The following is a 12,171-nucleotide window of genomic DNA, read 5'->3' on the forward strand; positions in this document are numbered from 1 at the left end:
ACCACCCGCTTGATGAGAAGGCGGGTGGCTTTTTCATTTATGATGAATGCTGCTGGAGTGTTTGATAGACAGCTTCGGTCAAAATCTCAATGCCGGTAAAGATTGCAGAGCGGTCGAAGGTCATATACGGATGATGAAGACCAGGCTTTAAATCACAGCCTAAACCGAGCATCGTGGATTTGATATGCGGAAGCTTTGCTGCATAAAAGTGAAAGTCCTCTCCACCTGTTGTGACAATCGGGGGATCAAGCTGCTCTTTACCTAAAACCTGTTCAATTGCATGAGACATGATCTGGACAGCTTCCTCATTTAAGGTGGCGGCAGGCAGACGATGGTCTGTTGAAAGTGTAATGGAAGCGCCAAAGGCATCCGCTACAGAATGAACCGCTCTTTCAATTTCTTTTTCTAGCTCATCCATTACTTCGTTTGTTTGCGCCCTTACATCTAATGTAAAAGAAGCTTTCCCTGGGATGATGTTTGAGCTGCCCCCGCCAGCATGTAAATTGGTCATTTTGACAGAATGCGCGACTCTTGGATCGACATGGATATGCGCGAGTCTCTGCACTAGAGTTGAAGCCACTTCTATTACGTTGACGCCAAGATGTGGGCGTGCGCCGTGCGCTTCCTCGCCAATAATGGTGCCGACGTAATGATTACTTGATCCGTGCAAAATAGCAGGAGCGCAGCGTCCGTTTAATGTTTCTTGAATTGGGCGCACATGTACGCCATATAAGTAATCGACATCTGCGAGCACACCTTTTTCAATCATTTTCAGCGCACCGCCGCCTCTTTCCTCAGCAGGCTGAAAGATGAAACGGATCGTGCCGTTCGGTCGTTCTTTTTCCTTTAATGCCATGAAGGTGCCAAGAGCCATTGTCATGTGTGCATCGTGGCCACATGAATGATTGGCTTGAAACTCACCATCTACTTCCTGCCAAAGTGCATCAATATCAGCTCTCACAGCGACCACTGGTGCGCCTTCTCCAATTTCACCGATCACCCCTGTACAGTCGTCAAATGTTTGAGTTTTGCAGCCCAATTTTTTCAATATATCTTCAATATAAGCGGTCGTTTCTGTTTCTTCCCAGCTGATTTCTGGGTGGGCATGCAAGTGTTCAAAGATGTCTGTCACGGTTTGTTTCATTTCGTTTGTCAAAGTTGTCATGAGAAGCCTCCTTGCTGACAGATAATCTGCCAAAACATTATTTTAGTGAAATAATATTGATCTTAAATATCAACAGTGTTTATAATATAACACATCATTTGATTATTCTGAAAATTAAGTGAAATTCCGATCGGGACAAAGGGGTTTTGACACATGAAAACAGCGACAGTATCAGCACCAGAGAAACAAAAACGAAAACTTCAAATGCCAGATGCGTATGTTCTCTTATTTATGATTGCACTGATTTGTACAATAGCAACGTATTTTGTACCAGCGGGTGAGTTTGACCGAAAGACATCTGGGGAGATCACAACAGCCGTTCCTGGCAGCTATCACCGTATTGATCAATCACCAGTAAGTCCAGTTGGCTTTTTTACAGCGATACAAGAAGGAATGGTAGGGTCCTCTTCTATTATTTTTCTGATTCTATTTACGGGCGGAACCATTGCCATTCTGGAGAAGACAGGTGCTATTAACGGGATGATTCACCATGTCATCAGCCGGTTTCAAACGAAGCAATTATTGTTTATTTGTATTGTTGGGGGATTATTTTCAGTCCTTGGAACGACCGGAATTGTCGTGAACTCTGTCATTGGGTTTATTCCAATCGGCATCATTGTAGCACGATCCTTGAAATGGGATGCTGTGGCAGGAGCTGCTGTCATATACATCGGCTGTTATGCAGGATTTAACGCAACGATTTTATCTCCATCTCCATTAGGTTTATCACAAACGATTGCAGAGCTGCCGATCTTTTCCGGCATTGGCCTGCGTGTCATTATTTATCTTTGTTTTCTTATTTCTAGTATTGTGTACATCTATTTATATACAAGACGTCTGAAGAATAAAGAAAAGGGAAGCATTCTTGGCGATCAATGGTTTCCTGCTAAGGGGCTTGGCGGAGCCGATGCGGAATCTGTGGACAAGCCTGCATTTACTGGCAGACATAAGCTGATTTTAGCAGTGTGCGGATTGTCACTTGGAGGTTTCTTATATGGCGCACTTCAGCTTGGCTGGACCGATAAGGAAATGGCGGGTGTGTTCATTTTTATGGCTATCGCTGCTGGACTGCTCGGCGGTTTAGCGGCGAATGATATTGCGAAAACGTTTATTATCGGGTGCCAAAGCCTTGTATACGGCGCACTTATTGTTGGGATGGCACGCTGTATTTCGGTCATTTTAGAAAACGGGAAGCTGCTTGATACAGTGGTTAATGGCTTGGCGAGTATGCTGACAGGCTTTAGTCCAATCGCTGGTGCGATCGGGATGTATATTGCGAGTGCGCTTCTTCACTTTTTGATTTCATCAGGATCAGGAGAAGCTGTTGTCTTTATCCCGATTCTTGCGCCGCTCGCTGATTTAATGGGTATCACAAGACAGGTAGCTGTAGAAGCAGTGATGCTTGGCGAAGGGGTAGTCAACTGTATCAATCCGACTTCTGGTGTATTGATGGCTGTGCTTGCTGCAAGTGGTATACCTTATGTAAAGTGGCTGCGTTTTATGGTGCCGCTTGCCCTTATTTGGTTTGTCATCGGTCTTGTATTTATTTGTATCGGGGTCATGATCAACTGGGGACCTTATTAAATATGTAGGAAGCTGCCGACGAGCGTTTGGCAGCTTTTTTCTTGTGGAAATATGTATGGAGCCAGCGCTTTGAAAGCACAATAAATGTGTTCACAAATTCGCTACATATTTTTTTTGAGCAGTCCCCTTGCAAAAGTTTGTGAAGTGTTGCACAATAAGAATGTGAAATACTTCACATAAGAAAAGCAGCCTAGTTTTACTCAGGAGGATGAGATAAATGACAAACGAAAAAGTAAACAAAGTAGCCCTTATTGGAGCAGGTTTCGTCGGCAGCAGTTATGCCTTTACATTAATAAATCAAGCAATCACAGATGAATTGGTTGTCATCGATTTGAATCAAGACAAAGCAATGGGTGACGTGATGGATTTAAACCATGGAAAAGCATTTGCCCCGCATCCTGTGAATACATGGTATGGAGATTATGAGGATTGTAAGGATGCAGATATCGTCTGTATCTGTGCTGGTGCAAACCAAAAGCCAGGTGAAACAAGACTTGACCTTGTTGAGAAAAATTTAAATATATTTAAAGGCATTGTAGAAAACGTAATGAAAAGTGGATTTGATGGTATTTTCTTAGTTGCCACAAACCCAGTGGATATTTTGACATATGCGACTTGGAAATTCAGTGGTCTTCCAAAAGAACGAGTGATTGGCAGTGGTACGACGCTTGATACGGCAAGATTTAGATACATGCTTAGTGAGTATTTTGAAGCAGCGGCACACAACGTGCATGCTTACATCATAGGCGAGCATGGAGATACAGAGCTTGCTGTTTGGAGTCATGCGAATATCGGAAGTGTACCAATTACAGAATTAATGAAGAGAAATGAGCAATACAAACAAGAAGACTTAGATGAAATCATGGAAAATGTTCGTCATGCCGCTTACCAAATCATTGAGAAAAAAGGCGCCACTTATTACGGCGTAGCAATGAGTTTAGCCCGCATTACAAGAGCGATCCTGCACAATGAAAACAGCATTTTAACTGTCAGCACTTACTTAGATGGAGAGTACGGAGCAGAAGATGTCTACATTGGTGTACCAGCCCTTGTGAATCGAAATGGTGCAACAGAAGTGATGGAGCTTGCTCTGGATGATACGGAGAAAGAAAAATTTGCACACAGTGTAAATGTGTTAAAAGAGATTTTGGCTCCTCATTTTTAATCAATCAAAAGCAACCTATCTGAGCAGAAAAGGATGAATCACTATGTGGCAGCAAATATATGATCCGTTTGGTAATGAATTCGTCAGTGCATTGGTGGCAATGCTCCCAATCTTGTTTTTCCTTCTTGCATTAACCGTTTTTAAGCTAAAAGGTGTTTTAGCCGCTTGTTTTACCTTAATCGTCAGTTTTGTAACAGCTGTTTTCTTCTTTCATATGCCAGTTGAAAAAGCATTATCTGCTGTGCTGCTCGGTATATCTAATGGGCTGTGGCCGATTGGATATATCGTCATCATGGCGGTATGGCTCTATAAAATTGCCGTGAAATCTGGTAAGTTCGATGTCATTCGATCTAGTATTGCAGGAATCTCTCAAGATCAACGTCTTCAGCTCTTATTAATTGGTTTTAGTTTTAACGCATTTTTAGAGGGCGCTGCTGGGTTTGGTGTACCGATTGCGATCAGTGCCGCTCTCTTAACAGAGCTTGGGTTTAAACCGCTGAAAGCTGCGATGCTCTGCTTAATTGCCAATGCTGCGTCTGGTGCATTTGGTGCTGTAGGCATTCCAGTGATTACAGGGGCGCAAATGGGCAATATGACGCCGCTTGCGTTATCTCAAACCCTTGTATATACGATCCCGTTTATTTCATTCTGTATTCCGTTTCTCCTTATTCTGATTGTAGATGGATTGAAAGGAATCAAAGAAACTCTGCCAGCCTTACTTGTTGTGAGTGGTACCTATGCCATTTTGCAAGCTGTCACAATGGTGACGATGGGTCCTGAGCTTGCCAATATTATTTCTGCCTTAGCAAGTATGGGAGTTTTGGCTTTATTTCTTCGGAAATGGCAGCCAAAACACATTTATCGTGAAGAAGGAGCGCCAGATATTGAACAGAAACAAACGTATCGCGGCGTTGAAATACTGAAAGCATGGTCTCCGTTCTATATTTTAACTGCTGTTATTACGGTATGGAGTCTGCCGGCATTTAAAGCATTGTTTGCTGTAGGAGGACCGCTTAACTGGACGACCATTTTAGTGAAAATGCCATTTTTACATCAGCAAATTGTGAAATTACCACCAATTGCACAAACGGAAACACCTATTGATGCGATCTTTAAAATTGATGTCATCAGTGCCACGGGTACTGCCATTCTGATTGCGGTGATGCTGACAGGGCTGTTTAGCAGACATATTACATTAACAGAAGGCGCTGTCTGCTTAAAAGCAGCGGTGAAAGAGCTTTGGGTTCCTGTTCTTACTATTTGTTTTGTTATGGGCTTTGCCAACCTTGCGAACTTTGCTGGACTAAGTTCAGCGATTGGACTTGCTCTTGCCAAAACGGGCGATTTGTTCCCGCTTGTCAGCCCGGTGCTTGGCTGGATCGGCGTGTTTATTACGGGGTCTGTCGTGAGTAACAACGCCTTATTCGGTAACCTTCAAGCGGTCACTGCTTCTCAAATCGGTTCACAGGCAGGTTTGTTAATTGGGGCGAATACGACCGGTGGTGTGATGGCGAAATTAATTTCTCCACAATCAATCGCTATCGCTACAGCAGCTGTTGGAGAAACAGGGAAAGAATCTGAGCTCTTCAAAAAGACCGTGAAGTACAGCTTCATCTTGCTCGGTATTGTATGTATATGGACATTCATTCTCGCTCAATTTGTATAGGTTGATAGATAGGTATAAAAAAGACTGAGATCTCTCTCAGTCTCAGCGTGTAGACAAACCCTCGCATTCTTTGTCAGGTCTGCGCTCCAGTGCTCACGAATGTTTCAATTCGCTCCGCTCAGGTGCTCGTCCTTCCTAGACTGCAAAGGTTTTCTATCACGCTGAAAAGAAGACAAAGGGCTAAAATAAAGATCATTTTAGCCCTTTGTCAACAATCTGAAGGACTGAGATCTCTCTCAGTCTTTTTCTTTATGTAGATTCTCTTGTCACGAGCCGGGTAGGCAGCTGGATATGTTCGCGCTGTAATGGTTTTTGATCTTGCAGGAGTGCGATCATTTGCTGTACAGACCGCTGGCCAAGCTCTACGATCGGTATGTCAATTGTGGTGATCGTTGGAGCTGTCACCTCACAAATGTCTTGGTTGTCATAGCCGATGACCGCTAGATCCCCGGGGATTTGATAGCCGTATGAAATAGCCTGTTTAATGAGTCCTGCTGCGACTTGATCATTGCCGGTGAAAATGGCATCAGGCGCTTCCTTCATATGATGGATGACCTCCATTAAGCGAAAGCCGTCTTCAATGGTAAAAGCCTCTCCAAACAGCCAATCATCCTGCAGCGGCAAACCGTGAGCTGAGAGTGCATCAAGATATCCCTGTTTCCTTTGTTTCTGCGCTTCACTGCTTTCTGTATCAAAGCAAAACCCAATCGATTTTCGCCCCGACCGAATCAAATAGTCCACCGCTTTATAGGCGGCTTCCCGTTCATCGTATCCAATAATCGGGATGTTTGCTGTTTGGTGATATTCATTTGCCATGACAATGGGGCCGTTCGTTAAAAATGGCTCAATTTCCTCCCACGTATTTTCTAACGCACCCAATATAAACCCATCTACTTCTTTTCTTTTTAATAATTGAAGCCCTTCAAGCTCTAATGCTTCTTGATAAAACGTCTGGAGCACGATGGCTTTATATCCTTGATCCAGTGCTTCCTTTGAAATGCCTTTAATCAATTGTGCAAAAAAAGGATGGTCCACAGCTGGAACAGACACAGCAATGGTTTTTGTCTGATGTGACCTTAGTGTGCGGGCTGCTGAACTCGGTGTATATTCCATTTCTTTCATCACCTGTAAAATGAGCTGCCGCTTTTCTTCTGACACATATGGGTGATGGTTTAGCACTCTAGAAACGGTGGTGGTTGAAACCCCGCAGCGTTTAGCAATTTCATAAATTGTACACATATTAACAAATCCTTTACACAAAGTTATTGTTCTGAAATCGATAACATCATTTACAATGTGAAACAAGTTAAATATTAACAAAAGGAATTGATTAATTGGAGGGAATGGAATGCAAATATTGACGAAGATATCAGGTAAAAGCAAGGATTATCTTCCTTTGCTAGATATGATCAATCAAGGTGTTCAAGTAAAGGCTGATTCAGTTGAAAAGCATCTAGCAAATGAAAAGCTGGTGACGTTCCTTGAGCAAGATATAGAGCGCACAGGTTTGGAAAAAATTCTCTTCCATTATAAACAAAATAAGGAAAAAAAGATACCGTTTCTGCCAGTTGACAAACTGATTTCAGAAGATGAAATCGATGATATTATGCTGGTGCTGAAGGAAGTATTGAGCTCTGGCCGTTTTACTTCAGGGCCATATATTCCGACATTTGAAAAGGCGATTGCTGAGTACTTAGGGAAAAAATATGTCATTGCCACGTCAAGTGGAACAGATGCATTGATGATCAGTCTCATATCAGCAGGCGTCTATCCAGGAGACGAGGTGATTTTGCCGGCCAATAGCTTTGCTGCAACAGAAAATGCAGTGCTTGCCATTGGGGCTGTTCCGGTATATACCGATATTGATCCTGAAACCTACTGCCTCTCACCGAGTGAAATAGAGAAGCATATCACAGATAAAACGGTATGCATTCTACCGGTTCATTTATATGGAAAGCAAGCGGATATGAAGGAGATTTCGGCGATTGCGAAACAGCATGGGCTGAAAATCATTGAAGACGGCTGCCAGGCGATTGGCAGCAGCGGCCTTGGCGCTTATGGAGATGGACTTGTTCTCAGCTTTAATCCATACAAAAACCTTGGGGTCTGCGGAAAGGCAGGAGCCATAGCTACAAATGATGAGGCCTTAGCGGAAAAATGCATGGAGATCAGCTATCACGGCTTTGCAGCTGGAAAGAAAAATGTCAAACGCAGTGACTACGGCTTTAATTCGAAAATTGATAATTTGCAGGCAGCGATTGGACTCGAACGAATGAAGTATTTAGGACTGCAAAATTTCAAACGTTTTTACTTAGCCAAGCGATACATTGACCAGCTGCAAACGCTTGAGAATGAAGGATATATGAAGCTCCCGACGCTGACAGATGATCATGTATGGCATCTATTCCCGATTAGAGTGCTGAAGGGAGAACGAGATGAACTGGCAGCGAAATTGCTGGAAATGGGCATAGAGACGGATGTCTATTACCCGGTTCTATCGCATCAGCATCAAACAAATCTTGTTTCTCAAAAATATAGACAAACGACACTTCCACACACGGAAAAAGCAGCGCAGCAATTACTTCACTTGCCGCTTTATCCAGGAATGCCGCTGCAAGATCAGGAGAAGGTCATCGAGGGGGTTCATCATGTTATCAAGTCTTCCATTCAATAAAAAACTGCTGAATCTGCCGAAGAATCCGCAGTGGATCGTCTTCTGTGATTTTGATGAAACGTATTATTCTCATGGAATGACAGAGGAGCAGAGAGAGGATGTCAAGCGGCTGGAAGCCTTTGTAGCAGAAAAGAGTGAAGCGGGACAGCTCTTGCTGGGCTGGGTGACGGGAAGCAGCCTCGATTCTGTCACGAGCAAAATGGAAAAAGGCGGGTTTCATCAATTCCCGCATTTCATTGCGTCGAACTTAGGGACTGAGATTGTATATACGTCGGATGCTCATTTTGGACAGCCAGATGCAGAGTGGATGAAGCGGCTGGATGCACAGGGCTTTTCAGATGAAAAAATCGAAGACATCCTGGAAACCATCCGAGAAAAGGGCATTTCCCTTAGACCGCAAACGCAGCTGGGCAGTTCAGGGTATAAGAAGAATTTCTATTATCAGGAGCAGGATGAACGGACAGATCTTCATCATCTATCATTTATCCAAACACTGGCTAAAGAGCGAGGCGTGGCAGTCAACATCAACAAATGCAACCCGCTTGCAGGAGATCCTGCGGATTGCTATGATGTCGACTTTTTACCAGTCGGAACAGGGAAGGATGAAATTGTCCGTTTTATGCTGAACCAATATGATTTATCGAAAGATCAAGGCTTTGCCTTTGGTGATAGCGGGAACGATTTGCGGATGCTTCAATCCGTCACACACGGTTTCCTTGTCCAAAATGCGACAGCCGAAGCCAAACGGCACCATCACCAAATTTGTCATCATGGGTATGCAAAAGGAATCTATGAAACACTGAAAACAGTGATGTATAAACATGAGGAGGCACATTCATGAAGAAAATTGGAATTGTTGGAGCAGGGAATATTGCAAAAGCACATGCAAGAGCATTATCAACGATCAAAGGTGCAGAATTATCCGGTGTCTATGATTTGCATGAGTCGGTCGCACAGGGATTCATTAAACAGTACGGCGGACGTGTGTATTCAAGTATCGAGACACTGGCAGATGCATCTGATGGATTGATCATTGCATCCCCTAATTTTTGTCACAAGGACCATGCCCTTCAGTCGCTAAGAGCAGGACAGCCGATTTTATGTGAAAAACCAATGGCTGTGTCGCTGAAGGAAGCGAAGGAAATGGTGGAGACAGCCAAACAGTTCCAAGTTCAAGCCAGTATGGGCTTTAACTATCGTTATTTATCCTTTGTGAATATATTGAAAAACTTGATTGCCAACGGTGAATTAGGCCGCATTTTAACCGTCAGAACTCATTTTAAGAAAAACAGTGCCCTTAGAAGAAAGACTTTTTCATGGAGAGACAGCGGCGAAAGTCTGCGTACGAGCGGTGCACTAGGGGATCTTGGCATTCATTTGATTGATATGCTGTGGTACTTATTTGGCAGTGAAATGAAGAAAGAATCACTTAACACCAAGATGCTGACACATGTAAAGGAAAAAGAAGAGAAAAAGGTTCAGGTGGATGATCATACCGAAATTTTCGGGCAGATGGAGAATCAAGTGTTCTTTCATTTGGTGACATCCAAAAGCACGCAGCCTGAGGAATGTGGATTTAGTGTAGAAGTCGTTGGTCATGACAAGGTATTCAAATACCATACGAACATGAAAAACGAATATGAGATCAGTGATGGATTGTGTGTGGAGCGTCATCAAATGCCGCAAACTTTGCTGACAGATCCGCCAAATGAATTTTACGGATGGTCCGATACATTCCGCGATCAGTTGATGCATTGGGTGAATACTGATCCATACCCATCTCATATGAAGGTCGCTGATTTTGAAGATGGTTATCGCGCTCAGGCTGCGCTCAATACATGCTTTGAAAGGGAAGAGGCAGTCGTCTCTGCCCAGGCATATTAAAGAGGTGGAGCGGAGGATATCATGACTCCGCTCCTTTTTAGAGGAAGTGAAAAGATGAAAAAGGTATTTTATTTTGGCTGTGTCTTTTATTTTTTTATTGGGACCATTCATGTGTTTTTTGGCAGCTTAACACCTTATTTGCTGTCTAGTTACGATAAAGGCCCCGGGGAATTATCATCTTTAATTTTTTTTCAGTTTATTGGTTTTTTGACTGGTGTTCTGTTATCCCCCATTCTAGTGAGAAAAAAAGGCTATGGCGCTGTGCTGACGATGGGTCTTTTGCTGATGATCGGCTCACTTCTGCTGGGGCTATTGGTGCCGGGCTGGACAACGCTTGTGCTGGCAGGTTTTTTTCTTGGGAGCGGCGCTGGCAGTCTTGAGACAACAGCCGGTGCGTATGTCATTTCGATGGCTAATAGTGCAAAGCGAATCAGTATTATGGAGGTCTTTTTTGGACTAGGTGCGCTGTTATTTCCGCTAGTGATTCTGCTGACTGTCACAGAACAGACATGGCAGTATGTGTTTTTATTTCAGGTGGGTGCGCTGACATTTTTCCTTATGCTCTGGCTGGTTTTTATGAACAAACTGCCTCATGGACAGATGGATGCTCCTTCTACAGGGGGGACGCGGAAACCGTCTTTACTTGTTGATCGAAATAATCGAATGATTGTGGTGATCATGATTTGCTTTGCCTTTTTCTACGCAGGGATTGAAACGAACTTTGCGAATTTTTTGCCGTCAATCATGCTGGAAAAAGGGGGAGAAAATTGGGGACTCTTCGCAGTCTCTACTTTCTGGACAGCGATCGTCATTGGCAGAACCGTGATCGCGAGAAAAGCTGATCAGCTGCATCCGCTGCGTTTTTTAAAGCTAAGTGCATCACTGATGATTTTGCTGCTTGTGATATTCGCTCTGACAACCCACATGACCGCGCAGCTGATTCTCATCTTTTTCATCGGCCTTTGCGCAGCTGGCATGTTCCCAATCGCACTGACAGCGTCTGCCTTAATGATTGAAAATGCCATCGATGAGGCGACAAGTTATTTTATTGCAGCTGCGAGCTTAGGCGGAGCCTGCTTGTCTTTTTTGATTGGATTTAGTCTGGAATGGGCAGGAGCGGCTAGTGCCGTCTTTGTATTTGCCTTCTTAGCTGTTCTTCTGTTCGCAGCTGCGATTCAAATGAATCGTTCTAAGAAAAAAGAAACGGTACACGCGCAGCAGTCAGCACTGAAAGCAGACCGCTAAGCCTCCACCTGAAATGATGACAAAGGACTTGTACTAAAACGCAGAAAGTTTGAATAACATGTACAAGTCAGCATCAAAAGGAGGACGTCTATGTGGCGGTGTTTTTTGGTTATATCTTTTTAGGGTTGTCACTTTCAGCGCCTGTTGGGCCAGTCAATGCAGCCCAAATCGACAGAGGGATTAAAAGTGGATTTTGGCATGCGTGGATTTTTGGTGTGGGGGCTATGGCTGCGGATATTGTCTATATGCTTCTCATCTATTTTGGTGTCGCCCAGCTTTTGACTGCACCTCTTGTCAAAACCTTTTTGTGGCTGTTCGGCTTTTTCGTTTTGACCTATACCGGCATTGAAAGTCTGCGTAAAATCAATTTACAGGAGAGTCCGAAAAAGGACAGCGAAAACACATCAATTGGCAAATCGTTCATGACCGGATTTTTCATTTCTCTATCTAATCCGCTCAGTATTTTGTTTTGGCTTGGCATCTATGGCAGCATCTTAGCCAATACGATCGAAAAGTATGGAGCTTCCCAAATGCTCATGTACAGTATGGCTATTTTTATCGGCATGCTGATCTGGGATTTCAGTATGGCGCTGCTTGCTAGTTCGTTTAGGCGTTATTTAAGTGAACGTGTGTTACATGGCTTATCTGTTCTTGCAGGTCTATCTTTACTTGGTTTCGGTGCCTATTTTGGGTATCAAGGGATTATGGCGTTGATTGGGTAGAAAAACAGACTGACACATTCAGTCTGTTTTTTTGTAAGGATTGACAGACATAACACATTCTTGAAT

At 43.6% G+C, this 12,171-nt stretch carries 10 protein-coding genes; 8 read left to right on the forward strand and 2 right to left on the reverse strand.

All coding sequences use genetic code 11. The features are described 5' to 3' along the window. Positions 1–37: 37 nt before the first annotated feature. Positions 38–1,165, reverse strand: a complete 1,128-nt coding sequence (locus tag MHB67_RS01675) for a M20 peptidase aminoacylase family protein (RefSeq protein ID WP_034623963.1) — start codon at positions 1,163–1,165, stop codon at positions 38–40. 153 nt (positions 1,166–1,318) lie between these two features. Between MHB67_RS01675 and MHB67_RS01680 the strand changes: the two genes are divergently transcribed. The 3 genes from MHB67_RS01680 (at position 1,319) to MHB67_RS01690 (ending at position 5,580) form a co-directional block, all read left to right on the forward strand. Next, positions 1,319–2,749, forward strand: a complete 1,431-nt coding sequence (locus tag MHB67_RS01680; RefSeq protein WP_024424344.1) for a YfcC family protein — start codon at positions 1,319–1,321, stop codon at positions 2,747–2,749. 217 nt (positions 2,750–2,966) lie between these two features. Continuing rightward, on the forward strand, positions 2,967–3,914 hold the full coding sequence (locus tag MHB67_RS01685) for an L-lactate dehydrogenase (RefSeq protein WP_122631524.1): 948 nt from the start codon (positions 2,967–2,969) through the stop codon (positions 3,912–3,914). A 43-nt stretch (positions 3,915–3,957) separates the two neighbouring features. Beyond that, complete coding sequence (locus tag MHB67_RS01690; RefSeq protein WP_103132604.1) at positions 3,958–5,580, forward strand: L-lactate permease; 1,623 nt, start codon at positions 3,958–3,960, stop codon at positions 5,578–5,580. Between the two features lie 249 nt (positions 5,581–5,829). Here MHB67_RS01690 and MHB67_RS01695 read toward each other — a convergent pair whose 3' ends face one another. Next, positions 5,830–6,819: a LacI family DNA-binding transcriptional regulator gene (locus MHB67_RS01695; protein WP_341080294.1), complete on the reverse strand. Its 990-nt coding sequence runs from the start codon at positions 6,817–6,819 to the stop codon at positions 5,830–5,832. A 109-nt stretch (positions 6,820–6,928) separates the two neighbouring features. On the opposite strand from MHB67_RS01695, the gene MHB67_RS01700 reads away from it, so the two are divergent. The 5 genes from MHB67_RS01700 (at position 6,929) to MHB67_RS01720 (ending at position 12,105) form a co-directional block, all read left to right on the forward strand. Then, the gene (locus tag MHB67_RS01700; RefSeq protein ID WP_341080296.1) at positions 6,929–8,254 is read left to right on the forward strand and encodes a DegT/DnrJ/EryC1/StrS family aminotransferase; all 1,326 of its coding nucleotides are present in this window, start codon (positions 6,929–6,931) and stop codon (positions 8,252–8,254) included. Continuing rightward, positions 8,229–9,095 (forward strand): HAD-IIB family hydrolase, encoded by an 867-nt coding sequence (locus MHB67_RS01705; protein ID WP_073203693.1) that lies wholly within the window; start codon positions 8,229–8,231, stop codon positions 9,093–9,095. Before MHB67_RS01700 ends, MHB67_RS01705 begins: the two co-directional genes overlap by 26 nt. Further along, positions 9,092–10,138 carry a Gfo/Idh/MocA family oxidoreductase gene (locus MHB67_RS01710; RefSeq protein WP_024424339.1) on the forward strand — a complete coding sequence of 349 codons (1,047 nt, stop codon included), beginning with the start codon at positions 9,092–9,094 and terminating at the stop codon, positions 10,136–10,138. The genes MHB67_RS01705 and MHB67_RS01710 overlap by 4 nt, the downstream gene beginning before the upstream one ends. Before the next feature lie 54 nt (positions 10,139–10,192). Then, positions 10,193–11,383, forward strand: coding sequence for an MFS transporter (locus MHB67_RS01715; RefSeq protein ID WP_268415553.1), 1,191 nt, complete (start codon positions 10,193–10,195; stop codon positions 11,381–11,383). Positions 11,384–11,475: 92 nt separating this feature from the next. Continuing rightward, the gene (locus MHB67_RS01720) at positions 11,476–12,105 is read left to right on the forward strand and encodes a LysE family translocator (RefSeq protein ID WP_024424337.1); all 630 of its coding nucleotides are present in this window, start codon (positions 11,476–11,478) and stop codon (positions 12,103–12,105) included. Positions 12,106–12,171 lie beyond the last annotated feature (66 nt).

This window comes from Bacillus sp. FSL H8-0516 (genome assembly GCF_038635285.1).
In the GTDB taxonomy this organism is placed as follows: Bacteria; Bacillota; Bacilli; order Bacillales; family Bacillaceae; genus Bacillus; species Bacillus safensis.